Below are 23,315 nucleotides of genomic sequence, written 5' to 3' on the forward strand. Positions count from 1 at the left end.
GTGTCTCCGGGCGAGACAGAACGCGGAGGGGCGTTCGTCCCCGGTGTGACTTAGCTCACCTTGCCGCGGAGATACGCAGAGATGCCCTCGCTCACGAGGACGATGCCGAGAATCGCGATGAGGATGGTGAGCACCGCGTCCCATTTGAAGTAGTTAATATTCGTCTGGAGAGCGACGCCGATGCCGCCCGCACCGACGAACCCGATGATGGTCGACGCTCGAACGTTGATGTCCCAACGGAAAGTTGCGACACTGATGAACGCCGGCTTAATCTGCGGGATGATGCCGTAGATGAACATCTGGAACGTCGAGGCACCGGTTGCGGAGATTGCTTCGACCGGGCCGCGGTCGATTTCTTCGATTGCTTCGCCGAGGAGTTTCGCGGTGAAGCCCACCGAGCGAACGGCAATCGCCAACACGCCCGCGAGCGCACCCGGACCGAACAGTACGACGAAGATGAGCGCCCAGATGATGACGTTGACAGACCGGGTAAACGAGACGATGAACTTGCCGAACAGGTACGTCCAGCGGTTCGGTGTCGTGTTGCTCGCGCTGAGGAACGCCACGGGAAGCGCCATCACGATTGCGAGCGCCGTCCCGAGAATCGAGATGTTGATGGTTTCGAGAAGCGGCCCCACGATTTCGCTGGTGTAGATGACGTTCGGCGGGTACATCCGCGTCAAGAGGTCCATCACCTCGTTCGGCGCGGACGCGACGTAGCCGTAGTTGATGTCCATCGACCGCCACGCGGCGGCGAGAATCACGAGGACGCCCAGCGTGAGGAAGTAGCGAATCAGTCGCTGTCGCGTGTCGAATCGCTCCCACTCGGCACCACTGTCGGCCCCACTGAACTCGGATTTACTCGCCATCTATTGGACCCTCCGGCGGGCGTAGGCGCTCGCGGCCTCGCCTATCATGACGATGCCGACGATGACGAGGATAATCAGCGAACTGTACTGGTAGTCGTACTTCTGGAAGGAGTTGAGGAGCGTAATCCCGATTCCGCCTGCGCCGACGATACCGACGACGGTACTGTGGCGGAGGTTGATGTCCAGTCGGTAGATGGACAAGCCGATGATTCGCGGGATAATCTGCGGGAGGACGCTGTAGAGGTACACCTGCATGCGACTCCCTCCGACGGCCTCGATAGCGTCCATCTGGCCGGTGTCGATGTCTTCTATCTCTTCGGAAAGAAGCTTCGCGAAGAATCCTACCGTCTTGAACGCCAGTGCCAGTACGCCCGCGAGCGGGCCGAATCCGACCGCCTTCACCATGACGATGGCGACGATGAGTTCGTGGAACGACCGCGTGACGGCGATGATGCTCCGTCCGACGAGATAGATTGGTCGAGGTGCGAGGTTGTTAGCCGCCATGAACGCCACGGGCGCGCTGACGACGATTCCGAGCGTCGTGGCGATAATCGACATGAGAATACTCTCGACGATTCCCTGCACCATCAGGTCGAACTGCATCGGCGTCGCCGCCGGTGGGAGCATGTTCGAGACGAGCGTCACCCCGCCTCCGAGACCCCGGAGGAATCGGTCGGGAGAGACCCGGATGTTCCAGAAGCTATAGAGGACAAAGCCCGTGATGAGGGCGTAGACGACGTACTTTGTCGTCCGGTTGTAGAACGCAGTCGGGCGCTCCCAATTGCCGTCCACCGAACCGGGTTGCGTTGCCATCGCTTACTCCCCCGCGTGTTGCGTACGCTCCGCTTTGGCCGCATCGCGTTCGGCACGCGATTCGCCGCCGCGGTAGATGATATCCTGTGCACGCTCGTCGAGTTCGTCCGCAGCACCCTCGAAGACGAGTTCGCCGTCGCTCAGTCCGACGACACGGTCGGCGTACTCCGTCGCCAAATCGACCTCGTGGATGTTGATGAGGACGGGGATGTCGTCCTCACGAGCGATTTCGGTGAGCAGGTCCATCACTTCGACCGACGTCTCGGGGTCGAGCGCACTCGTCGGTTCGTCCACGAGGAGAATCTTCGGCCGCTGGATGACCGCACGGGCGATGCCGACGCGCTGGCGCTGTCCGCCAGAAAGCTCGTCTGCGCGGTCGTTCTCGACGCCTTCGAGGCCGACACGCCGAAGAACCTCACGTGCGGTCGCGATGTCTTCGCTGTCGAAGTTGCGACGGAAGGCATCCCACGTACTCATGTAGCCGAGTCGCCCCGAGAGAACGTTCTCCATCACCGTCAGGCGCTCGACGAGGTTGAACTCCTGGTGAATCATCCCCATGTCGCGGCGCGTCTCGCGGAGTTGCGACCCCGACAGTCCGGTTATCTCGGTGTCGTCGAGCCAAATCTCACCGGCTGTCGGCTCGGTGAGCCTGTTGATACAGCGGATGAGAGTACTCTTTCCGGCCCCGCTCGGTCCGATGATGGAGACGATTTCGTTTCCACTCACATCCATCGACAACCCCTTCAGTGCGCGGTCACCGGAGTCGTACACCTTCTCTACGTCTTTGACATGTAACATGGAAATCGTGTAGTGGCGTTATTCGCCGAGGTTGCCCGTCTTGTATTCGACGCCGTTGTTCTCCTGAATCTGGAGGATGATGTCGTAGGCGGTCGCGTAGTCGATTTCCGTGAACTTGCCGCGGCCCTCGAACGTCTCTGCAATCTTGGTGTCCGAGTAGTCGTAGTCGATGAACGCAGCGCGGATACCCTCCTGAATCTCCGGCGTGAGGTTGTACCGATACGTGAAGCTCGTCGTCGGGAACGGGTTGCTCGCCCAGACGACCTTGATTTTCGAAGGGTCGAGGTTGCCGGAGTTCGCGACGCGGGTCACACACGTACTGCAGACGGGGGCGGCGTCGTAGTCACCGTTCGCCACGCCGAGGATACTTTGCTCGTGCCCGCCGGAGTACGCGACTTCGTAGTCGTCGCCGGGGACGACACCCTGATTTGCGAAGAGTGCGCGGGGTGCCTGGTTACCGGAGTTAGACGACGGCTCGGAGTGGGCGACGCGCTTGCCCTCAAGGTCTTCGAGTGCGTCGATGTCGTCGTTGTCGGCTTGTGTCGCCAGCCAGAGACGGTAGCCGAAGTCACCTTCGTCAGAGACCTGCAGCGAGAACGGAACCGCGCCCGCGAGATTCACCGCAAAGGGCGTCGGACCGGTAGAGAAGCCGGCGACGTGGAGGCGTTCGGAGCGCATCGCTTCGACCTGCGAGGCGTACGACTGGAGTGGGAAGTATTCGACGTCCTTGCCCGTCTCCTTGGCGATGTTGTCCATCAGCGGTTGCATGGTCGTCCGGTAGGCCGCCGGGTCCTCCGTCGGCGTCATCGCGAACGCGAGTTTGTCGGGGTCGAGAAGCTCGCTCTCAGAGGACGGAGTCTCTTTGACGGAGTCTCCGTAGCGAGGCTCTTCGCGCGTCTCCATGTTTTTCAGGTCCGAAAGCGAACCAGTCTCGAAGCCCGATTGAATCAGCGCCGCCATCGGCTGTGGGAACTCCGGGTTCGACGGGTCGAAGTCGTAGGACTTCGACGGTGTGCTGTCGCCGTCAGATTCGCCACCTTCACCATCAGAACCGCCACTGGAGGTCTGCTTGTCACCTGTGATACACCCCGAGAGACCGAAGGTCATCGTGGCTGCGGTACTCGAAAGAAGGGTACGACGAGTTGGTTAAAATTCAGGCATTACTATAAATTCACGTGAGCGACAGGACGGAGATAAGTGTTGTGAATAATTATCTGGTAAAAAGTATGTTAGCGAGTGTCACATATTTCAAGATACAGGACAGGGAACAACGAACGATTCACCGTCCGACACGCCACCGCCACGCGAGAAGCGGACGTCAGATTGGGTGTGGCCCTCGCTGGGCGACCGCAAACGCTACTCGTCCGACCGGCCGAACTTCTTGGCGATGTTCGAAAGCGAGTCGTTGGGGCGCTCGACGACGCGATAGACGGTCCGCACGCCGGGGACCCGAACACCGTACTGATAGCCTGCGTCGAGTTCGTCGAATTCGACTGCCTCGCCGGGGTCGCGGTCGTTCTCGCGGCACCACTCGACGAGACGGTTTTCACCATCGCCGGGCATGCGCGCGAGGCGCTTGTTGTCGTACGCGCCGCGAATCACGAGCCCCGAGGCGTCCGACGAGACGCGAGCGTGGTACGAAGTCCCGTCGAGGTGGAGTCTGACGAAGTCGCCGTCTTCGACCGCGGCGTCGTCTGGAACGCGGAGACATGGGCGGCGAGTGCCGCCGCTCCGCGCGAGATTCGAACGGAACGTCTGGACCGACGGATGGTCGGAGGGTAGTTGCGATGGCACGTGAGACAGAAGGGAAAAACTGCGTTACTCTTCGTCTGCTTCGTCGTCGCCCTCGCCGAAGGCGGCGGCGACGTCGCCGTCACCGGAGACGACCTTCACGTTGATCTGGACGGTCTCTTCGTTGATTTCGCGACCGCGGACCGTGATGCGCTTGCGCTCGCCCTCGCGGGACGGGTTGAAGCCGATACCGTCCTCGGCGAGGACCTCTTTGAGGTTGCCGCCGGGGACGTCGGGGTGCATCGGGCGGCCAGCCTTGTCGGAGCCACCGGTCAGTTCGAGCGTGAAGCCGTCGAGGCCGACGGCATCGCCGTCGACCTCGTCGCCGAGGTCACGGCCGAGGAATCGGTTTGCGTCCTGTCCTTCGACGTCGACCTGGTAGGTCTCGCCGGAATCGGGGTCGGCGACGACGACCATGAATTCTGCCATGCGCGGATGAAAACGGTCGCGGATAAAAAGTACGTCGAAAGCGCGTCTCGGTCGCCTCACCCGTGAATCGGCTCGTCGCGGTCGAATTTGGGGTATTGAGGCCGAAACCATACTGTGGTAACAGTTAACTTTGAACATACTGTATCCACCACCGTGATGGAGGATACCAACACCCAGGAGTCACCGGATTTGGTCGAAGCGAAGACGAGAGCACTGGTCGAACAGCGGCCGAGAGCGTTGGTCGAGGCTCGTTCGCGTGAACTCGTCGAAGCCGAACCGCGGTCTCTCGTCGAGGCCCGTCCACGAGACCTCGTCGAAGCAGCGCCGATGGAACTCGCAAAGACGGAGACGACTGCGCTCGTCGAACGAACGTGGTACGAGTGTCCCTCGTGTGGCTACCGCTCGGGCCACAGCGTCCACGAACAGTTGTGTCCGCACTGCGGCGAGCGACTAACGCATATTGGTGTCGCCGAAGAGTGACTACAGGACGTACTCGGCTTCTCCACCCCCGCCTCCATCTTCGCCTTCTTCCTGCTCGGCCTCCGCTTCCTCGATTGACTCCCAGAGCGAGCACCAGTCCTCGGGGTCGATGTATCCCTCGACGCGGGCGCAGGCACCGAATCCGTCGCCGTTCTTGTCCGGGATGTACTCCGCACAGTTCCCGCAGTTTTGACCCTCTTGGGCCAGTCCCGCTTCGACCGCGTCGGTCGCCTCCTGAAACTGCGTCGCCTCCTTGGTGAACAGTTCGTCGGGATTCCGCCTCTCGTTCGCTTGCGAGAGCGCAGTCCGGTACTCCTCTGGGACCGGCCCACTCACGAACTCCTCCTCGGAGACGCCCTCCGGGAGTTCCTCTTCGTGCTCGTCTCCCTCTTCTTCTGCTTCGGTCGTCGTCTCCGTCGCCGTGGTAGTCGTCTCCGCTTGCTCGCCATCGCCACCGAGACAGCCAGCGAGACCCACGACAGTGCCACTGCCAGCGAGGTGGAGAAATCGGCGTCGCGTTTCGTCAGAAAGTGACATATGTGGAACTAGCCACCGAATCGGTTTTAGTAGGGACTGTGTTACCAAATGTCATTTACTCGGCGTAGCTCACAAACGCTATCCTAACCGAGAAATACGAGACAGATGATGTATCGGCGAGTGGTTTGGGCTACCCGTCGAACCCGTCTTCCCAGCGGAACGTGCCGTTTCGCTGGACGACTTCGCCGTCGACTTCGATGAACGAGTCTTCGCTCATGTCCGTAATCATGTCCACGTGGACCGCAGACTGGTTTCCGTCCTCGCCCTCGGGGAGACACGACCCGTAGGCGCGACCCACCGCGAGGTGGATGGTGTCGCCCATCTTCTCGTCGAAGAGGATACTGTCGGTAAAGCGGTCGATGCCGCGGTTCATCCCGATACCGAGTTCGCCGAGGCGACGTGCGCCCTCGTCGGTGTCGAGGATACCGGCGAGCGCCTCTTCGCCCGCGCCCGCGGAGAAGTCAACGACTTCGCCACCTTCGAACGTGAGGTGGACGTTCTCGACGCGCTGGCCTTCGAGCGTCATCGGCACGTCGAAGAACACCTCGCCCTCGACGGCGTCTTCGACGGGTGCGGTGAATACCTCGCCCGACGGGAGGTTGTGCGAATCGTAGGCGACGGAGGCAGCGGAGTTGACCGCGGTCCGGCCCTCGATAGACATCGTGAGGTCGGTGTCTTCCTTGACGATGCGGACCTCGGAGCCGTCGTCGAGAATCTCCTTCATGTTCGCCATCTCGTCGGCGAGTTCCTCCCAGTCGCGGAGGACCGCGTCGTAGACGAAGTCGGCGTACTCCTCGTAGGACATCCCGGCCTGCTGAGCCATCGCGCGGGTCGGATGGACCGTCGAGACCCAGTCGGTGTCCATGCGCGCCTCGCGCACCTCGCTGGCGGCGCGGTTGTAGTCCTGTCGCGTCGCTGTCGGCACGTCTGCCGTCGCTGCCGTGTTTCGCGTGCCGCCGAGGAAGAGTACCGAGTCGGCGGCCTCGTAGAGGGCGAGTTCGTGTTCAGGGAGTTCGAAGTCGCCGTCGTGCGCGCGGAGGTACGCCCGCTGAACCTCTTCCGACGAGTACGTCGTCACGACGTTCGCGCCGCGCTCGCCGAGGGCTTCAGCGACAGCGACCGCAAGGTCGTGGGCACCTTCGCCGACCGACACGACCACGTCGTCGCCGGCCTCGATTCGTGCGCTCCAATCGACGAGCACCGCGGCGTGCTCGTGGATGCGTTCGTCCATACCGGCCCCTCGCGCGGGCCGGTAAAAACCTCGGCGTCTGCCGTTGCTGACGGAACGCTTATCGCTAGTCACACGTCACCAACTGTCGTGACCACTATCGCCCTCGCCACCTGTGCAGACCTTCCTTCACTCGTCGACGACGACGCCTCGTTCCTCACGGCGCTTTGCGACCGAGGGGCGACAGCCGACCCGGTCGTCTGGTCTGACGACTCGGTCGAGTGGAACGACTTCGACGCCGTCGTCGTTCGGTCGATTTGGGACTACTACAGGCAGCCAGCGGCGTTCGACGACTGGGTCGACACCCTTGCCGACGCCGACTGCGACGTGTGGAACCACCCGGACATGCTGCGGTGGAACAGTCACAAATTCTACCTGCGCGATTTGGAAGGGCGAGGCGTCTCGACACTGCCGACCGAGTACGTCGAATCCGGTGGCGACGTGGACCTCGGGACCATCTTCGACGAGCGCGGTTGGGACGAACTCATCGTCAAGCCCGCGGTGAGCGCCGGAGCGTTCGAGACGAAGCGCATCCCCCGCGACGCTGCCGACGACGAACAGTCGTGGGTGGACGAACTCGTCGCGCGGAAAGACGTGCTCGTCCAAGCGTTCGCCCCCGACATCACCGATGGCGAGTGGTCGCTCGTGTTCTTCGGCGGTGAGTACAGCCACGCCGTGGTCAAGCGCCCCGAAGCCGGTGATTACCGGGTGCAGGAGAAACACGGTGGGAGCGTCCACGTCGAGACACCCGACGAGGGACTGCTCGAACAGGCCGGAGACGTGGTTGACGCGGTCGCCGAAGAGGTCGGCGAAGAGCCGCTGTATGCGCGGGTCGATGGCGTCGAGCGCGACGGCGACTTCCACCTTCTCGAAGTCGAACTCATCGAACCGGAGTTGTTCTTCAGGGTCGACTCGGGGGCGGGCGATAGATTCGCCGAGACGATTCTCGAACGGGTTTGACGACGCGCTTTCACGGGCGGGGAAACCACAACCACTACCTCCCCCCGAATCGGAGTCCGTCGCATGCAACTAGGCGTCATCGGCCTCGGCCGGATGGGGCGCATCGTCGTCGACAGAGTGCTCGATGCCGGGCACGACGTCGTCGCGTTCGACCTCTCCGAAGAGGCAGTCGCGGCGGCCGCCGACGCGGGTGCAGAGCCCGCCGACAGCGTCGCCGACCTCGCAGACCGACTCGGCGACGACAAACGAATCTGGCTCATGGTCCCCGCGGGCGACGCGGTGGACGCGACCCTCGACGACCTCGACCCACACCTCGACGAAGACGACGTGGTCGTCGACGGCGGCAACTCCCACTTCGAAAAGTCGGTCCGCCGCGCAGAAGCCTGCTCTGCGGCGTACCTCGACTGCGGCACCTCCGGCGGCCCCGCCGGTGCCGAACTCGGCTTCTCGCTCATGATTGGCGGCCCGCAGTGGGCCTACGACGAGATGACGCCCGTCTTCGACGCCGTCGCGACCGGTCCTGACGGCCACGACCGAATGGGCGAATCCGGCTCCGGCCACTACGTGAAGATGGTCCACAACGGCGTCGAGTACGTCCTCATGCAGGCCTACGGCGAGGGCTTCGAACTGCTCGCCGAGGGGCGCTACGACCTCGACCTCGAATCCGTCTCGCGCACGTGGAACAACGGCGCGGTCATCCGCTCGTGGCTCCTCGAACTCTGCGAAGAGGCGTTCCGCGAGGAAGGAACCGACCTCGGCGACGTGGACGACCACATCGCCGGTGGTTCGACGGGCACGTGGACGGTTCAGGAAGCGCTCGAACAGGAAGTTCCCGTCCCGCTCATCTACCAGTCGCTGGCCGAGCGATTCGGCTCCCGCGCCGACGACCGCTTCTCGCGCCGTCTCGCGAACCGTCTCCGCTACGGGTTCGGTCGCCACGAAGTCGCCCGAAAAGACGAGTAACGCGTTCACTCGCGGGCGGCCACGTGGACTCGCCCACTATATTTTGGGAATTTACCGGAGAGCGCCCGCAGCGTCGCAAAAATCCCCGTTGGAGGCCGCCGACATAATCACAATTTCCTTAACCCCTCACTCCATATCCGCCCTCATGGCAGTCATCAGTCTGGTGGGTGTCGGGGCCGGATTGGTCCTGGTACTCCTCACCGTCGCCCTGCACTTCTCGAAGGGGACCGGTTGGGAGCCGACCGCCGACATCACACAGGAGGTCCTCGAGCGCCGTGCGGCGACCGTTCCAGAGACTGACTTCCCCGAGCCGATGAACCGGTCTATCGGCGGCGGCGGAGTCGCTGGCGCAGTCGCTGGTGGCGAGGAAGGTGGCGAACTCGAAGGCGACGAGGCCGCCGAAGAAGAACAGAGCCCCGCCGACATGCCCGAAGACGAAGTCGAATACTTCGAAGTCGAGTTCGTCAAACAGGGCGAAACCATCGAACTCGCGAGCAACGAGACAGTGCTCGACCAGGGTGAAGACGCCGGGATGGACCTCCCGTACGCGTGTCGCCAGGGTCAGTGTGTCTCTTGCGCCGGGAAGATTACCGACGGTCCGGCCGACGAGTACGTCACCCACTTCAAACAGGAGACGCTCTCTGGCGACGAGATGGACAACGGGTACACCCTGACCTGCGTCGCCTACCCGAAGGCCGACTTCTCCATCGAAACCGGCGAAGCGCCGTAACGTCTCGAACCCACCACTCGCTTTTCTCGCTGCCTCCTGCCGAGCCGTGACTCGCGTCTGCGCGCTCATCTGTGTGCCGCCGGTCACCGGCGCGTCACTGGGTTCGCGTCGAACCGGCAGCCCGTACCACCTACCGACGCTTTGAAACGCACACCCCGTGTTTCAGAGTATCTGTGTCTGTCCCCGAAGGAGGTTCCCTCACCGAAGGTGACCTCAAACGTCCGATGTTCGCCCTCGCGTGGCCGATAATCGTCACCGAACTCCTTCAGGTGGCGTACAACCTCGCCGACACGGTGTGGCTCGGCCGCCTCTCGACTGACGCCGTCGCCGCTATCAGTCTCGCGTTCCCGCTTATCTTCCTTCTTATCTCTGTCGGCGGCGGGTTCACTGTCGCCGGAAGCACGCTCGTCGCGCAGTACACCGGCGCAAAGAGCGAAGGCTCCGCCGGAACCGTCGCCGGACAGACGCTCTCGTTTATCACCGTCATCGCAATCACCGTCGGCATCATCGGCTTTTTCGCCACCGACGCGATGCTCGGCATCCTCCCGAGTTCGCCCGCCACCGCCGGGCAGGTCATCCCACTCGCCGGCGACTACATGCGGGTGTTCTTCCTCGGCTTGCCGTTCCTCTTCGGCTTTTTCGTCTTCTCGGCGCTCATGCGCGGCTACGGCAACACCCGTGCCCCGATGGTCGTGATGTTCATCAGCGTCGTCATCAACGTCCTCATCGACCCCATCTTCATCTTCGGCTTCGAGTCGAACCCGCTGTTCGGGATGTTCGGCCTCCGAGGTCTCGAATCGACGCTCTTTGCGGCGACCGAGTTCGAGGGCTACAAAGTCGCCGGGGCGGCCTACGCGACCGTCCTCTCCCGCGCTGTCGCCACCATCATCGGCATCTACATCATCTTCGGTACCTCCGCCGGTCCCGACGTCCAGCTCTCGGACTTCCGCCCGCAACTGAAGTACATCAAGAAAATCGTCAATATCGGCGTCCCGAGCGCTATCGAGCAGTCGGCGACCGCTCTCGGATTCATCACCCTCACCGCGATGGTGGTCACCTTCGCCCCCGAAGTCGTCGCCGCCTTCGGTCTCGGCAACCGACTCACGTCGCTCGTGTTCCTCCCCGCACTCGGGCTTGGCCGTGCGACGAACACCATCGTCGGCCAAAACCTTGGTGCGCAGAAACCCGAACGCGCAGAGAGTGCTGTCTGGCTGGCGGCGAAAGTCGGCGCGAGCGTCATGGTCGTCACCGGCGTTCTCGCGTACATCTTCGCGGAGCCAGTGGTCGCGTTCTTCATCTCGACCGGGACCGAGTCCGCGACTCAGACCATCAACCTCGGCGTCGAGTACGTCCGTATCCGTGCCTTCGAGTTCGGCTTTATCGGCGTCCTGCAGGTCGTTCTCGGTGCGTACCGCGGGGCCGGAAACACGAAGACTGCGCTCACGTTCTCGCTGCTCGCGCTCTGGCTCGGCCGCATCCCCACCGTGTATCTGCTGTCGTTCCAGTTCGGCTTCGCCGAAACCGGTATCTGGCTGGGGATGGCTGTCGGGCAGATTATCGGGGCGATTGCGGCGACCGCGTGGTTCACCCGCGGCACGTGGAAAGAAAGCGTCGTCGACGCCGACCCGACTCCTGCGTAATCGACCGGCGGCGTGGGTTCCACAACCGTTTTACGTTGGTATCGTGTACCACTCTTCGCTGAGGGCCTGTAGCTCAGTGGACAGAGTGCTTGGTTCCGGACCAAGATGTCGCGGGTTCAAATCCCGTCGGGTCCGTTCCTCTTCTAATCGATAGACAGCAGCGACTTGAGTTACCCCTATGACGAACTCGCGTAGATTTCGTTCACCTAAGTATACGTCACCAGAGAGTACAGCAAACGGGCTAACGCTTATTATACCTCGTTGCACAAAATCAGACAGTGTCCGACGAAGCGAAACAACATATAAATATCTGCCTTCCCGTCATCCCTGGTGACGATTCGAAGATATTCAGGCTCCACGCAGCCGACGACGTGCTTCGACTACTCGTCGACGCCCACCAGTCGGAGTTCACACTGAAAGATCTCTCCGAAATGACCGACCGGAGCCGGTCGACAGTCTGGCGAGCGGTCGAGTTCCTCGACGGACTCGGCGTCGTCCAAGTACGAGAGACGACACAGCGAAAGTACGTCTCCATTGACCCTGCGCGGCTCCAGAAAGACGACCCGGTACTCGGTATCGAACAGACCGAGTATCACGCTCCAGTTCGTGCGTTCGTAGAGAACGTCGAGACGGCGGTCGAGAACTCGGACGGAGTCGAACAATTACTCGGTGTTCTCGTATTCGGGAGCGTCGCTCGCGGTGAGGCCGACCGGAAGAGCGATGTCGACGTGTTCGTCCTCGTCGACGGCGACCGAACGACCGCCCGCCGCGTGGTCTCGAACGTGGCCAGTGAACTCGGCGAAGAACGATTCGACGGCGATCGGTACACGTTCGAACCGTTCGTCGAGAGCGAGGAGAGTGCGCTCCGAGCAGGCGAAAAGCTCCGAGAGATATTCCGGGAGGGAGTCACCGTCTACGGCGGTGACGAGTTCCAACGAATCCGGACCGGGGTGATGAGTGGTGAGTAGTTCCCGAATCGAGACGTTGGTCGATGAGGTGCAAGTCGCCTTCGACTATCGACCCGAGGATATCGAGGACGGCCTGGAGACGAACGAGGCGGACGTCCTCCAACTCCGAAAGTCGTGCCGACTACTCGCGGGCGCAGAGACGCTGTTAGAGCGAGGATTCTATACGTTGGTTATCGAGGCGTCGTTCGTCGCTATCGAGCGCGTCGTCGAGTTCAAACTTCTCGAAGGCGGCGTCGAACCACGGGACCTACCCGGAACGCATCCCGGCGTGTACACGGAAGCGGCGAGGCGTGGAATCCTGTCGGGGTACATCGCCGACAACCTTCAGGACCTGTGGCGGAATCATCGTGCCAAGACGTACTATCAAGACGGGCTCGCCGCGAGAGAGCGTGCAGAGAAACTGTTCGAACTCGCGTCGGAGACCCACGAATACGTTGTCAACCAGTCGACGAAGAGACACGAGTGTATCTGCGAATGAAGTCGCGCAGTAGGTGACTGGACTGTTCCAATCTTGCGTAGTACCGATTACCCGATAATCGCCAGACTACGACCCGATTAACACGATTCTGTCACACGCGATGACGCATTCCCGTCGGGTCCGTACAGTTCTGGAACGGTGTAGAACCAAAGAGCGAGTGCTGTGCCCGTCGAATCCCATATTTTTCCACCGAGAGGTTTCGTCACGCAGCGTGACGAACTCGCATTCCGGTGGGCTGGTATCGCCAGCACAAATCTAAAATACATAGATTTCGTACTTAGAGTATGCCCACCCTCTCTGACCGTGGTGATGCCCACCCAATTGACGACGGCGCACCCCAGTCGTTCGACGATTTCGACGGGCTGTTGGCCGCCACGACGTTGCTGCAGAACCCACGTCTCGCCCGTGAGTACGTCTATCTCTGTTACTACGGGCCAGCAAACATCCAGGACCTCATCGACGAACTGGACCTCGCTCGTGCAACGGCCTACGACGACGTCGAACAACTCGAACGACTCGGCGTCATCGACCGCGACGAGAGCACACGCCCCCACCAACTCACCGCAGAACCGTTCGCGTTCGTCGACGGCCGCGAAGTTGCAATCACCCCGACGCTGATCCACGCAGTCGCTCTCACAGAGTTCGACGACGACGCCGAGTACTTCCACAATCGGTACGGCATCGGGCGACTCGTAAGAGCAGTCCGAGCAGCAGCAGAGTACTACGCTGGAAAACTCACCCAACGAATGGCGGCCGAGGAGATGGACGTCAAACCAGTCGAAGGGATGGCCATCATCTATGCAGTCCGACCCGTGCTTGAGGCTGGTCGGGAGAACGATCCATACTTCGAACAACTCATCTCGTCTGACCCTGACGAACTGGAGTTCGATGGGGAGTAGTGACCTCCACTCGGACGACTTCGTCCTCGCGGATACGAACCTCTTCGTCGCTGTGGGTGGCCCGGAAAATCCAAAGTTCCAGAAACTTCGGAAGTTCGCTGCACGGCATCAGATAACCTTGCAAGTGCCCCAGCGTGTTGTCGAGGAACTGAGCACGATGCACATCGCGGACCGAGTAGAGACAGCCATCGAGGAAGGGTGGGCTACGAAGATTAATCCACCGTCACCGACTGATTCCGATGCAGTCGTCGCGATGGACTACGTTCGAAGAGAGATTGCGCGAAGGTCTGGCAAGAACGAACACGAAGTCGAGAAAGCAGATACCGTATTCGCCGGGTTAGCAATCGAATTGCTACGAAGTGGTCATCCACGAGTCGTCGTTCTCACTGACGACAAGATTGCGGCGGCAGCCATAGAAGGTGCAGTTGAACAGCAAGGATACGATGAGTCGATTCTCGTGGTGCGTCGAAGCGACATCATGGACGACGGTGGCGACGTCCGAGTGATTTGAACAGGACTTGAATCAAATCGGCCGACAGCGAACCGATTAACACGATTCTGTCACACGCGATGGCGCATTCCCGTCGGGTCCGTTCGCTTCTAATCGCCAGACAACGGCGACTTGAGATGCCCGTGTGACGAACTCGCGTAGATTTCGCTCGATACGTGAAATATGGATCTCGCCGTTCACTCGAACACGTCAAACACTTCGACCGCCTTGTATTCTTGACCCCACTCAGCCCCAGTCACTTCTTCGATGAGGCCGGTGTCTTCGAGGTTCTCGATGACGTTGTACGCTGTCCCGCGGGAGACATCGAGTTCCCGGACGATGTCGTTCGCCGTGAAGTACGGAACTTCGAGTAATTTGCGGGCGAACCTATCTGTCGACGTGCTCCCAGCGTAGTCTCTCTCGTACTTCGACTGCAGTTCTTTGAGCGCCCACGTCCGGTCGTACGACTCTGCGGCCTGCGAGCGGAGCGCTTCGAGGAAGAAGTCGATCCACTCGACCCACTCGCCCTGTTCGCTCACGGCGCGCATCTTCTCGACGTACTCGACCTTGTGCCGGTTGAAGTAGGCACTCGGGTAGATGTACGGGCTCTCGATGTAGCCCTGATCGACCAGATAGAGGATGATAACGAGTCGGCCAAGACGGCCGTTCCCGTCCGAAAACGGATGAACCGTCTCGAAGAAGTAGTGGATAATAGCGGCATCGACGAGTGGGTGGTACTCGCCGTCTGCCTCGACGTACTCGACGAGCGACGACATGAGACGGTCGAGCGACGACGCTGATGGGGGAATAAACGGGTCTTTGGCTGGATTCGGACTGTTGAGCCGAACCATGTGGTCACGGAACTCTCCGACGATGTCGCCCTCGTTACGGACGCCGTCGAGGAGCATTTCGTGGAGGTGTTTGAGCAAGTCGAGCGTGATTTTACCACCGCCTTCGACGTGCTCGATACCATACAGAAGAGCATCCTCATAGTTCAGGGCCTCCCGCAAGTCCTTGCTTTGCGGCTCGGCCTCGGCACTATCTTCGTGTTTCGTGTGGAACGCGGCGACGTCCTGATAATCGACCACTGCACCCTCGATTCGAGCAGACTCGACCGCCTCGATTCGGATGAGCGTCGTGTAGAGGACAGCCGCGAAATCAACTGTCGAACTGATACCATCGACGCGACCAATCTGGTACGCTGCGTCGGCGACGAGGTCGTGTGTCTCGTCGGAGAGTTCTATTTTTGGATCCGGAGGAAGCGAATCTGGTGAGTAATACGGACGTGGATGATACTCGACGTACTTCCCCGGTGCCTCCTTTGGGAGCTTTTTCGTCCGCATTTCTAAGCAGTACATGGGGAGATAATGTATAACTACTCATATACTGGTTGAACAAGTGCAGGAGTGAAACGCAGTATGTACAGAACAAGCCGTAGAATTTGAAATTGTATTCACTGGGACTAGGGCTTGTGAAACATGTATTTGAATGGATAAACAAAGTGTGCTGCGTGAGTCTCTATCGTCTAGTAGAGAGGAAGAGATTCGACAACGAGAGCTTCGCCACGTGAAAGAGTTGAGTCAAAGCGGAATTTGTAGACAGAATCGTCGAGCGTGCCGAAAGCGTCCTCAGGTAGCTCTGAGACTCAGTTCTCTGTTTCGCTAATCGCCAGACAGCGCACCGATTAAACCATTTCTGTCACACGAGATGACGCATTCCCGCCGGGTCCGTTCGCTTCGCTCACTCCCCCGGCGTACTCACACTCGCTTCCGCTCGCGTGAGTCCCGTCGGGTCCGTCCCGCTTCTAATCGACAGGCTACGTCGGCCTGAGCTGCCTGTATGACGAACTCGCGTCAGAGACCCACGAGCACGTCGTCAGCCAGTCGGCGAACAGACACGAGTGTATCTGCAAATGAGCGTCACACGAGAGGCACAACTAGTCAAACGGAGATAGGGTCTCGTCTAGTCGCCCAATCGTACTCGTTGAGCGCTGCTCGAACGACGGGGACGCAGTCAACGAGGTGCTCCCACTCGCTGGCGACTTCTCGCCGCGTCTCAACTTCGTCGGCGTCGCCGAGGTCGGCGATACTCGCTCGAAGTTCACCGGGCGTCTCAACGTCGTAGGACTGCTCCCAGTCCGTACTCTTGGTCCTATCACTGCTCCAAACTGAGCCATCAACGACTTAGTCAATGTTTTCCAGATATCACACTTGTCCGTTGAGTAGACCACATATCGAGGTGCCGTTCGTTCACCCAGTTCCTCAAAAAAAGAACCATGATGAAATAATGAGGGATTGAGGTGGACTGGCAACGAAGTATTCGTCGAAGATGGACAGTGTAGCTAGTGGACTTTCGTTCGACTTACAACTCAGCGCAATACACCACATCGAGCGGCGTCAACTGCTTCTCGCTCTTCTCAAAGGGGTGGCAACCGACGAGACCCCACTCGACGTCACTCAGTTACCACCACGTACCGACGAGCAACAACTGCGAATGCACCACGTACACCTTCCAAAACTGAGACAGATGGGCATCATCGAATCGAGCGGAGAACAATCCCACGTCAGCAGAGGACCCCACTTCGACGACATCGTGCCGCTCCTCCGGATTATCGACACCTATCGAGACGAGTTGCCGACCGACGTGTTGTAGCGTCGACGAACGAATCGAGTTGCTGGTGAGTCACACTAGAATGGAGCCTGAGTGGAGTATTCCCGAAGCGTGGGTTAATTCGGGTCCTTGCTAGCTAACAATCCCTGAGAGAGTAATCGACGCGAGATTACGATGAGGCCGTTCTGGAACCCACCACCGAAGATTGCGTTTTCTTCCCCACTCTCGGGAATGAGGGTACTGACGAGAATCGTCGAGCGGTCAACGAGCAAGAGGCGGCCAATCGCGAGCGAATCCGAGGGCGCACTCTCGTCGCGTAGCCATTCGAGACCCGAGACGAACGTCGTTGCGTCCGGGATTAACTCTCGAATCTTTGTTTGCAACGGAGACGTTGCCGCTCCGATGAGTACGTCAACGTCGTCGGTGCGAGCGTTCAGCCTGGCGACGAGTTTGTCGGTCAACAGGGAATCGTCTCCGAGGACGAGCACGATTTCACTATCTGCGTCATCGAGAAGATTGAATGTCCGATTTTCGATGGCCTTCTTTCCGGACATCGCCCAGACCTCTTGGACCGAGCCCTTGTCGTCTGACTCGATTTTCTCGGCTTGCTCCAGGGCGTTCGTGAGTCGCTCGATACGGTTTTCGTACTGGCTGCGAAGTGTCTCAGTCGCTTCTGCGAGTGGGACGGCGCGGAATTGCTGTGGGCTGGTGTGTTGAATCTCGACGAGCCCTTGTGCCTCCAACACGCGAATCGCATCGTAGATACGAGTTCGCGGTACATCGGTGATTTCACTGAGTTGCTTCGCGGTCCCCGTCGAAACGCGCGCGAGGCCGACAAAACACTTGGCCTCGTATTCTTTTAACCCGAGTTGCTGAAGTACGTCGATAGCGTCTTCTTGTGGATGCTCCGTGCTCATGTGTCCCAATACGCACCCCGAGTCGTCTCGGTGTCTTTCAGGAACTAGCAGTGGAAGGCAGATAACAGTTGTTACTGAGAGTGGTGAAAACATAGTATCTCTAAAATTGAAAACACGCTTTCCGCACTGTCAGGACGCATATATAGCAGATACTACAATATATTGTTGTGATTCTAATAGTGACAGAGAGTGAATTCTCGAATCACAAGGTGTGAATGATGTTTTTCACCATCCTCACTAATTCACTCAGTTAATCACAAAAACCTATTAGCGAGGAGAACCCTAGTAGAGTCGCGGCACACAGAGAAAATCTGTGTCCCAACCACAGCTGTCACGTGCCGCTTCAGTCACACACTGTGACTGAATTTACGGGACAAAAGAGGCACCCCAAAATGAGTATTGACCCGGTCGATGACCCCCGTTCTGTCGCAATCGAGCAACTGGAACAGTTTGGGCTCAGCGCGTACGCTGCCCGGACGTTCGTGGCGCTCACCAGCCTTGGCATTGGCACGGCCAAAGACGTCAGCAACATCTCTGACGTTCCTCGTACTCGGGTGTACGATGCAGTCGATGAGTTACACGAGCGGGGACTCGTCGACATTCAACAGTCGTCTCCCAAGCAGTTCTGGGTGGTGTCCGCAGACACCACGTGTCGGAAGTTCGAACAGGAAGTACAACGGCGGACAGACATCCTGACGACGGCACTGCGAGAACTTGGTCCGGCGGAGCCAAAACAAGAACAGCGAGGCGTCTGGACGGTAGACGGTCAACCAGCGGTCACAGACCGCGTACTGGAATTCATTCGCACCGCAGACGAAGAAGTCGTCTACATGACTGTTGAGGAACTTCTCACAGAAGATATCATCGACGAACTAACCGACGCCGAAGACCGAGGCGTTTCGATTCGGCTCGCTGGCATCTCTCCGGAGGTCCAGGACTTGATTCGAGACAGAATCCCACAGGCGGAGCTGTTCGACACCCTGTGGCTGTGGTCAGACACCCCAGCGGGGAGAGTCATGATGGCCGACGAGAGTGAAACGCTCGTGAGCGTGCTCGTCAACGGAAAAGACGCATCCCCGTCGGACCCCCGGTCGGAGACCGCAATCTGGGGCTCGGGTGAGACGAACAGTCTGGTCGCTGTCCTCCGTGCAATCTTCACGTGGCGACTGGAAGACGGCAAACTAGCCGACTGAGGCGTGAATGGTTTCAAATTCTACCGGTTCGTGCGGTGAGGACGGAACAATCCGAGCATGGTTCGACTGGGAAACCGAGACCCCATCGGCGGCGCTCGTTGAGGTTCTCGCCATCGCAACCGATAGCGACCCGACCAAACTCGGGCCGCTGAACTATGCTATCGACTTGGATGCATTGGACGCACTCGTTCAACCAATGGAACCGAGAACAGCCGAACACCGGACGACTGTCTCGTTCTCGGTTTCCGACCGGAGAGTCACGATTCACAATACCGGTGAAGTCGTCGTTCAAATGGAAGATTTGAGAGAGTCTTAGGCCAGATTGGCAGCCCATACATCAATTAAAACAACTCCGTCACGCGCGAGGGCGTATTTCCGTCGGGTCCGTTCGCTTCGCTCACCCCCCAACGTCCTCACACTCGCTTCCGCTCGCGTGAGTCCCGTCGGGTCCGTGTACTTCTAGAACGTTTTAGAACCAAGGGCTGAGTGCTGTGTCGTCGACTACGCATGCTATGAAACATACATTTCTCAAAATCAATTCAAAAACTAATTTCTGATATTATGTGTGAATTTTATGTCATTGTTTCGGTCATTGGGTGATAGACGACAACAAATATCTTAATGATAAATGATGTCGAATTCATATATGTCGAGCCAATTACGGAAACACCCAGAGGATAACCGGAGATAATGAGTCCACGCATCCCACAAACCGTTTTCGAAGGGAACAGCCACCGGGTCTGGAGCCACACTAACGGGGCATCACATCCGCCGTTGACCAAATTGTCTGAGGGGAGCGTAGGCTGATGGGTAACGCTCGTACAGTCGCCGTACTCGTCGTATTGGTCACGTTACTCGTCCCCGTCGGGGTCGTAGTCGCAGACGAGGCATCTATCAAATCGGTTAGCGTGGTCGACACAGTCGACAACGACGGCGATGGAGCAGTGTCGTCGTTTAACATCGAAATTGTCGCAGACACGAAGTGTTTTGGCTGCAATGATGAGTCTGACGACGACCCGGACATCGAACCCCGGTTTACCGTCACGCTCGTCGGAGAGGACGGTAACGACGTCAAGTTGGATACGACCGAAACACTGCCCAACGAAGACCCGTTCACGTACGTTTACCAGATACCCGATAGTTCTGTACAGAGCTTCGATGCGCAGTCACTCGAGGTTCGCGTCGTCTTTACCGACCACGACCCATGGGCCAGTGACAGAATAGACGAACAGACCATCCAGGTGAGCTACGAGCCACCGTCTATGGACCAAGCGACATCCACAGCCACGCCCACAGCAACACCCACTCCGACAGAAACACCGACCCCAACAGCAACACCCACTCCGACACCAACCCCCACAGCGACGCCTACTCCCACAGCAACACCTACCCCTACAACCGAGAGTGTGAACACCGAGGCGCAAGTTCGCGACAGTGACAACGACGGCGTTATCGATAGCCGAGACTACGCGCCGAACGACCCAGAGGTCCAGGAGAAAGCGGATGTCAGTAGTACGCCAGTACCGGGATTCGGCCCCATCGTCGCCCTCGCTGCACTCGGTGTCTTCGGGTCACTGTTACTCATCAAGCGGTGGAGATGAGATGAGGTACCTCGAAGAGGGCATGTACAGTACTGCAGGCGTCGCTTTTGCGATGTGAAACCCCGAGTCGAGAGACCATCGTAATATGCCACTTCTCAACCCCGATGTGAGTAAGTCACGCGTCGCAGTCCACCTCCTGATAGTCGTGACGGTCGGTGGGGTCGTACTCTACACCATCCACGACCAGGTTGGGCTCTTCACGAATATCTCCCGGCTAAAAGCGTTCATCCTCTCGTTTGGCGTGTTTGCTCCCGTAGTGTTCATCGCGTTGCAGGCGCTACAGGTGGTCGTCGCGCCGATTCCGGGACAGGTCATGGGCTTCGCCAGTGGCTACATCTTCGGGGGCTATTGGGGAACGCTCTACAGTATCATCGGGATTACACTCGGGAGCTTCGTTGCCTTCGTCATCGCGCGACGAGTCGGTCGTACCTACGTCGAACGAGTCGTCGACCCGGGTATCGTCGAGCGATTCGATTCGATGATAGACGAACGCGGCGTGGTGGCAGTGTTTATTCTCTTTCTCATTCCGGGGCTTCCAGACGACGCAATTTGTTTTATCGCTGGGCTCTCGCTCATCCGGATTCGTACACTCGTCGTACTCGCATTCGTCGGTCGGCTCCCCGCGTTCTTGATTGTGAACGTCGCAGGAGGAGAGTTAGCCGAGTCGAGAATCGAGTCGATGGTTGGACTGTTAGTACTGCTAGTCGCGCTCTCGGTGCTCGGCTACCGATACCAAGAGTGGATTCTCTCACTCGGCCGGAGTCGGTGAGCGTGTTGCGGGCCTCCGGTCACACCAACCTCACGCACCACGACAAACTCACACGCGCACCCCCCAGAAGAACGCGATGCCGAGGACGGTAACGACCGAGAGCAACAGCTGCAGTGGCGCGCCGACGCGGATGAAGTCGGAGAACTTGTAGCCACCGGGGCCGTAAACGAAGAGATTCGTCTGGTATCCGACCGGTGTCATGAACGCTGTCGAGGCGGCGAACGTCACGGCGAGGACGAACGCGAACGCGTTCGCGCCAATCGATTGGGCAGCGCTGGCAGCGACGGGAATCATCAACACCACGCTCGCATTGTTGCTGATGACGCTCGTCAACAGCCCAGTCGCGATGTAGAACACCCAGAGGACACCAATCGCTGGGAGGAACGTCGCCGTCGAGGCGACGGCGTCTCCAAGGAGTGCTGCCGCGCCCGTCTGCTGAAGTGCGGACCCGAGCGGGATGACACCCGCGAGGAGGAAGATGACGTTCCACTCGACCGACGAATAGAGTTCCGTCGGCTTGAGGACGCCAGAAAAGACCATCGCGACGACGCCCGCGAGCGCCGAGACGACGATTGGCAAGATGTTCAACGCGGGCAGCGCGACGACGCCAGCGATGATGGCGGCCGCAAACGGAATCTTCTCGCTCCGATAGGTCACCTCGTCGAACTCGTGGGCGACGATGAAGTCCTCGTTTTCGACGAGCCGGGTGAGGCTATCCGGCGGTGCCTGCACCAAGAGCGTGTCACCGACACGAATACGGATGTCTCCGAATCGGTCGCGGACGACGTCACCTCGGGTTCGAAAGGCGAGGACGTTCGCATCGTAGCGTTGCCGGAACGTCGAACTCGCGAGCGTTTCGCCGACGAGAAACGACCCCGATGGGATGACGACCTCGACGAGAACCGGTTCTTCTTCCCCGGGATGCAAGTCGCCTTCTGTCTGCGGGCCACCAGTGAGCCTGAGCCCCTCGGCGTCCATGATTTGTTCGAGCGTCTCCCGATTCGTTCTGAGTCGGAGTGTGTCGCTCTCGCGAATCTCTTTCCGAGCGAGCGGGTCCGAAAAACGCTCTCCGTATCGGATGAGTTGCAACACGTCGATGTCGAGTTCGTCGTCTCCCAACGCCTCCTCAACTGTCTGTCCGATCAGCGGCGAGTTCGCGGGAACGACGACGTCTGCGAGGTACTCTTGGAGGGCGTACTCTTCGACGAGGTCCTCGTCGGCAGGGATTCGTTCAGGGAGCAGTCGAACACCGACTGTCATCAGATAGATGGAACCCACCGCGAAGACGAGCACACCCAATTTGGTGAACTCGAACATTCCGAACGCATGCAAGCCGAGTTCGGGCGATTCCGCACCGATTTGCGCCGCGATATCGCTGGCGAGGATGTTCGTCGACGTGCCGATGAGCGTGAGTGTCCCTCCGAGCATCGACGCGAACGACAGTGGCATCAGCAGCTTCGACGGCGAGGTCTTGCCGTTGTGTGCGAGGTCGTTGATAACGGGGACGAGAATCGCGACGACCGGCGTGTTGTTGATGACACCCGAGACCGGGCCGGTGATACCGACCGTCGCAGCGAGTTGTTTGCGTCGGTCGGCGCCAGCGAACGCCGCCATCTTGCGGCCGATGAGTTGGACGATACCGGTTCGGTTGACGCCAGTACTCAGGATGAGCATGGCGAGAACGGTAATCGTCGCCGGGTTGGCGAACCCCGAGATTCCCTCCCGCGGAGAGATTTGTGTCCACGGTTCGAGAACCATCAAGAGCACCATCAGCAAGATAGCGGTGACGTCGATTGGGAACCACTCGGTCGCAAAGAGCACGAGCGCGAGGAGGATGAGCGCGAAAACGACGAGCATCTCGACAGTCAGGGGCGTAGAGACCAAAAACTGGCCCACCAGAGATGGTAAAGAAAAGGGCATACAGACTGGTGATGCTTGCAACCCAAAAGGGCTGGTATCCACGCCGACCACCTGGATGTGGACCGAACGTCACGAACGGCGAACTTCGTCCAGTTCGAACTACCGATTCATCGGAAGCACTGGTTCATTCTGCTGAATCAGATGCACCTGCCACCTAGAACCACCGAGGTAGACAAATATCCAGATATTAACCTCTTTTATTCGTTTTCGTTTTTCCAATTCAGATTTTAGA

Annotated in this window: 26 protein-coding genes, 1 tRNA gene and 1 pseudogene; 16 read left to right on the forward strand and 12 right to left on the reverse strand. The window is 59.3% G+C overall.

Annotation, left to right across the window (positions count from 1 at the left end; genetic code table 11):
- Positions 1-50: 50 nt before the first annotated feature.
- The 6 genes from phnE (C453_RS18270) to C453_RS18295 form a co-directional block, all read right to left on the reverse strand.
- Positions 51-869 carry a phosphonate ABC transporter, permease protein PhnE gene (gene phnE / locus C453_RS18270; protein WP_008326913.1) on the reverse strand — a complete coding sequence of 273 codons (819 nt, stop codon included), beginning with the start codon at positions 867-869 and terminating at the stop codon, positions 51-53.
- On the reverse strand, positions 870-1,682 hold the full coding sequence (phnE, locus tag C453_RS18275; protein ID WP_008326916.1) for a phosphonate ABC transporter, permease protein PhnE: 813 nt from the start codon (positions 1,680-1,682) through the stop codon (positions 870-872).
- Between the two features lie 3 nt (positions 1,683-1,685).
- Positions 1,686-2,480: a phosphonate ABC transporter ATP-binding protein gene (phnC, locus tag C453_RS18280; RefSeq protein WP_008326918.1), complete on the reverse strand. Its 795-nt coding sequence runs from the start codon at positions 2,478-2,480 to the stop codon at positions 1,686-1,688.
- A gap of 18 nt (positions 2,481-2,498) precedes the next feature.
- The gene (gene phnD / locus C453_RS18285) at positions 2,499-3,587 is read right to left on the reverse strand and encodes a phosphate/phosphite/phosphonate ABC transporter substrate-binding protein (RefSeq protein ID WP_008326920.1); all 1,089 of its coding nucleotides are present in this window, start codon (positions 3,585-3,587) and stop codon (positions 2,499-2,501) included.
- 249 nt (positions 3,588-3,836) lie between these two features.
- Positions 3,837-4,274 carry a DUF7112 family protein gene (locus tag C453_RS18290; RefSeq protein WP_008326921.1) on the reverse strand — a complete coding sequence of 146 codons (438 nt, stop codon included), beginning with the start codon at positions 4,272-4,274 and terminating at the stop codon, positions 3,837-3,839.
- A 24-nt stretch (positions 4,275-4,298) separates the two neighbouring features.
- Positions 4,299-4,700 (reverse strand): 30S ribosomal protein S6e, encoded by a 402-nt coding sequence (locus C453_RS18295; protein WP_008326923.1) that lies wholly within the window; start codon positions 4,698-4,700, stop codon positions 4,299-4,301.
- Between the two features lie 156 nt (positions 4,701-4,856).
- On the opposite strand from C453_RS18295, the gene C453_RS18300 reads away from it, so the two are divergent.
- Positions 4,857-5,180 carry a rubrerythrin-like domain-containing protein gene (locus tag C453_RS18300; protein WP_008326925.1) on the forward strand — a complete coding sequence of 108 codons (324 nt, stop codon included), beginning with the start codon at positions 4,857-4,859 and terminating at the stop codon, positions 5,178-5,180.
- Here C453_RS18300 and C453_RS18305 read toward each other — a convergent pair whose 3' ends face one another.
- Positions 5,181-5,717 carry a high-potential iron-sulfur protein gene (locus tag C453_RS18305; RefSeq protein WP_008326927.1) on the reverse strand — a complete coding sequence of 179 codons (537 nt, stop codon included), beginning with the start codon at positions 5,715-5,717 and terminating at the stop codon, positions 5,181-5,183.
- Positions 5,718-5,847: 130 nt separating this feature from the next.
- A complete protein-coding gene (locus C453_RS18310; protein ID WP_008326928.1) occupies positions 5,848-6,948 on the reverse strand; it encodes an aminopeptidase in 1,101 nt (366 codons plus the stop codon).
- 87 nt (positions 6,949-7,035) lie between these two features.
- On the opposite strand from C453_RS18310, the gene C453_RS18315 reads away from it, so the two are divergent.
- The 9 genes from C453_RS18315 (at position 7,036) to C453_RS18355 (ending at position 14,094) form a co-directional block, all read left to right on the forward strand.
- Positions 7,036-7,905, forward strand: a complete 870-nt coding sequence (locus tag C453_RS18315; protein ID WP_008326929.1) for an ATP-grasp domain-containing protein — start codon at positions 7,036-7,038, stop codon at positions 7,903-7,905.
- Between the two features lie 63 nt (positions 7,906-7,968).
- A complete protein-coding gene (gene gnd, locus C453_RS18320; RefSeq protein ID WP_008326930.1) occupies positions 7,969-8,868 on the forward strand; it encodes a phosphogluconate dehydrogenase (NAD(+)-dependent, decarboxylating) in 900 nt (299 codons plus the stop codon).
- 145 nt (positions 8,869-9,013) lie between these two features.
- Positions 9,014-9,598, forward strand: coding sequence for a 2Fe-2S iron-sulfur cluster-binding protein (locus tag C453_RS18325; RefSeq protein ID WP_008326931.1), 585 nt, complete (start codon positions 9,014-9,016; stop codon positions 9,596-9,598).
- Between the two features lie 173 nt (positions 9,599-9,771).
- On the forward strand, positions 9,772-11,238 hold the full coding sequence (locus tag C453_RS18330; RefSeq protein ID WP_338035955.1) for an MATE family efflux transporter: 1,467 nt from the start codon (positions 9,772-9,774) through the stop codon (positions 11,236-11,238).
- 62 nt (positions 11,239-11,300) lie between these two features.
- A tRNA-Arg gene (locus C453_RS18335) sits at positions 11,301-11,373 on the forward strand.
- 143 nt (positions 11,374-11,516) lie between these two features.
- Positions 11,517-12,206: a nucleotidyltransferase domain-containing protein gene (locus tag C453_RS18340; protein ID WP_008326933.1), complete on the forward strand. Its 690-nt coding sequence runs from the start codon at positions 11,517-11,519 to the stop codon at positions 12,204-12,206.
- Positions 12,199-12,684: a hypothetical protein gene (locus tag C453_RS18345; protein ID WP_049907915.1), complete on the forward strand. Its 486-nt coding sequence runs from the start codon at positions 12,199-12,201 to the stop codon at positions 12,682-12,684. The genes C453_RS18340 and C453_RS18345 overlap by 8 nt, the downstream gene beginning before the upstream one ends.
- 284 nt (positions 12,685-12,968) lie before the next feature.
- On the forward strand, positions 12,969-13,583 hold the full coding sequence (locus C453_RS18350; protein WP_008326935.1) for a DUF7437 domain-containing protein: 615 nt from the start codon (positions 12,969-12,971) through the stop codon (positions 13,581-13,583).
- Positions 13,573-14,094 (forward strand): hypothetical protein, encoded by a 522-nt coding sequence (locus tag C453_RS18355; protein ID WP_008326937.1) that lies wholly within the window; start codon positions 13,573-13,575, stop codon positions 14,092-14,094. Before C453_RS18350 ends, C453_RS18355 begins: the two co-directional genes overlap by 11 nt.
- A gap of 176 nt (positions 14,095-14,270) precedes the next feature.
- Here the strand turns inward: C453_RS18355 and C453_RS18360 are convergent, their stop codons facing one another.
- Together C453_RS18360 and C453_RS21155 are read right to left on the reverse strand one after the other, a co-directional pair.
- Complete coding sequence (locus tag C453_RS18360) at positions 14,271-15,416, reverse strand: Fic family protein (RefSeq protein WP_008326939.1); 1,146 nt, start codon at positions 15,414-15,416, stop codon at positions 14,271-14,273.
- A 597-nt stretch (positions 15,417-16,013) separates the two neighbouring features.
- Positions 16,014-16,163: pseudogene (locus tag C453_RS21155) on the reverse strand (DUF7342 family protein); the annotation flags it as partial.
- On the opposite strand from C453_RS21155, the gene C453_RS20540 reads away from it, so the two are divergent.
- Positions 16,095-16,244, forward strand: a complete 150-nt coding sequence (locus C453_RS20540; protein ID WP_193788087.1) for a hypothetical protein — start codon at positions 16,095-16,097, stop codon at positions 16,242-16,244. The pseudogene C453_RS21155 and the gene C453_RS20540 overlap by 69 nt on opposite strands.
- 322 nt (positions 16,245-16,566) lie before the next feature.
- The gene (locus tag C453_RS20510) at positions 16,567-16,725 is read left to right on the forward strand and encodes a hypothetical protein (RefSeq protein ID WP_169316556.1); all 159 of its coding nucleotides are present in this window, start codon (positions 16,567-16,569) and stop codon (positions 16,723-16,725) included.
- 74 nt (positions 16,726-16,799) lie between these two features.
- On the opposite strand, the gene C453_RS18370 is transcribed toward C453_RS20510, so the two are convergent.
- Positions 16,800-17,600 (reverse strand): TrmB family transcriptional regulator, encoded by an 801-nt coding sequence (locus C453_RS18370; RefSeq protein ID WP_008326943.1) that lies wholly within the window; start codon positions 17,598-17,600, stop codon positions 16,800-16,802.
- A 392-nt stretch (positions 17,601-17,992) separates the two neighbouring features.
- On the opposite strand from C453_RS18370, the gene C453_RS18375 reads away from it, so the two are divergent.
- The 4 genes from C453_RS18375 to C453_RS18390 all read left to right on the forward strand — a co-directional run bounded on the left by C453_RS18375 (position 17,993) and on the right by C453_RS18390 (position 21,163).
- Entirely contained in the window at positions 17,993-18,793 is an 801-nt protein-coding gene (locus C453_RS18375; protein ID WP_008326944.1) for a TrmB family transcriptional regulator, read from the forward strand.
- 7 nt (positions 18,794-18,800) lie between these two features.
- Positions 18,801-19,109, forward strand: coding sequence for a HalOD1 output domain-containing protein (locus C453_RS21035; RefSeq protein WP_008326945.1), 309 nt, complete (start codon positions 18,801-18,803; stop codon positions 19,107-19,109).
- Between the two features lie 490 nt (positions 19,110-19,599).
- Complete coding sequence (locus C453_RS18385; protein ID WP_008326946.1) at positions 19,600-20,394, forward strand: xylanase/chitin deacetylase; 795 nt, start codon at positions 19,600-19,602, stop codon at positions 20,392-20,394.
- A gap of 106 nt (positions 20,395-20,500) precedes the next feature.
- Entirely contained in the window at positions 20,501-21,163 is a 663-nt protein-coding gene (locus C453_RS18390) for a TVP38/TMEM64 family protein (RefSeq protein ID WP_241430793.1), read from the forward strand.
- 48 nt (positions 21,164-21,211) lie between these two features.
- On the opposite strand, the gene C453_RS18395 is transcribed toward C453_RS18390, so the two are convergent.
- The gene (locus C453_RS18395; RefSeq protein ID WP_008326948.1) at positions 21,212-23,020 is read right to left on the reverse strand and encodes an SLC13 family permease; all 1,809 of its coding nucleotides are present in this window, start codon (positions 23,018-23,020) and stop codon (positions 21,212-21,214) included.
- Between the last annotated feature and the right edge of the window lie 295 nt (positions 23,021-23,315).

This window comes from Haloferax elongans ATCC BAA-1513, from assembly GCF_000336755.1.
Classification (GTDB): Archaea; Halobacteriota; Halobacteria; order Halobacteriales; family Haloferacaceae; genus Haloferax; species Haloferax elongans.

Bases quoted from the DNA above. Each gene is read 5' to 3' on its own strand.
- phnE (WP_008326916.1), bottom strand. From the start codon at position 1,682: ATGGCAACGCAACCCGGTTCGGTGGACGGCAATTGGGAGCGCCCGACT.
- C453_RS18350 (WP_008326935.1), top strand. From the start codon at position 12,969: ATGCCCACCCTCTCTGACCGTGGTGATGCCCACCCAATTGACGACGGC.
- C453_RS18300 (WP_008326925.1), top strand. From the start codon at position 4,857: ATGGAGGATACCAACACCCAGGAGTCACCGGATTTGGTCGAAGCGAAG.
- C453_RS21035 (WP_008326945.1), top strand. From the start codon at position 18,801: ATGGTTTCAAATTCTACCGGTTCGTGCGGTGAGGACGGAACAATCCGA.
- C453_RS18370 (WP_008326943.1), bottom strand. From the start codon at position 17,600: ATGAGCACGGAGCATCCACAAGAAGACGCTATCGACGTACTTCAGCAA.
- gnd (WP_008326930.1), top strand. From the start codon at position 7,969: ATGCAACTAGGCGTCATCGGCCTCGGCCGGATGGGGCGCATCGTCGTC.
- C453_RS18295 (WP_008326923.1), bottom strand. From the start codon at position 4,700: ATGGCAGAATTCATGGTCGTCGTCGCCGACCCCGATTCCGGCGAGACC.
- C453_RS18305 (WP_008326927.1), bottom strand. From the start codon at position 5,717: ATGTCACTTTCTGACGAAACGCGACGCCGATTTCTCCACCTCGCTGGC.
- C453_RS20510 (WP_169316556.1), top strand. From the start codon at position 16,567: ATGCACCACGTACACCTTCCAAAACTGAGACAGATGGGCATCATCGAA.
- C453_RS18355 (WP_008326937.1), top strand. From the start codon at position 13,573: ATGGGGAGTAGTGACCTCCACTCGGACGACTTCGTCCTCGCGGATACG.
- C453_RS18360 (WP_008326939.1), bottom strand. From the start codon at position 15,416: ATGCGGACGAAAAAGCTCCCAAAGGAGGCACCGGGGAAGTACGTCGAG.
- C453_RS18385 (WP_008326946.1), top strand. From the start codon at position 19,600: ATGGGTAACGCTCGTACAGTCGCCGTACTCGTCGTATTGGTCACGTTA.
- C453_RS18375 (WP_008326944.1), top strand. From the start codon at position 17,993: ATGAGTATTGACCCGGTCGATGACCCCCGTTCTGTCGCAATCGAGCAA.
- phnC (WP_008326918.1), bottom strand. From the start codon at position 2,480: ATGTTACATGTCAAAGACGTAGAGAAGGTGTACGACTCCGGTGACCGC.
- phnE (WP_008326913.1), bottom strand. From the start codon at position 869: ATGGCGAGTAAATCCGAGTTCAGTGGGGCCGACAGTGGTGCCGAGTGG.
- phnD (WP_008326920.1), bottom strand. From the start codon at position 3,587: ATGACCTTCGGTCTCTCGGGGTGTATCACAGGTGACAAGCAGACCTCC.
- C453_RS18310 (WP_008326928.1), bottom strand. From the start codon at position 6,948: ATGGACGAACGCATCCACGAGCACGCCGCGGTGCTCGTCGATTGGAGC.
- C453_RS18325 (WP_008326931.1), top strand. From the start codon at position 9,014: ATGGCAGTCATCAGTCTGGTGGGTGTCGGGGCCGGATTGGTCCTGGTA.
- C453_RS18395 (WP_008326948.1), bottom strand. From the start codon at position 23,020: ATGCTCGTCGTTTTCGCGCTCATCCTCCTCGCGCTCGTGCTCTTTGCG.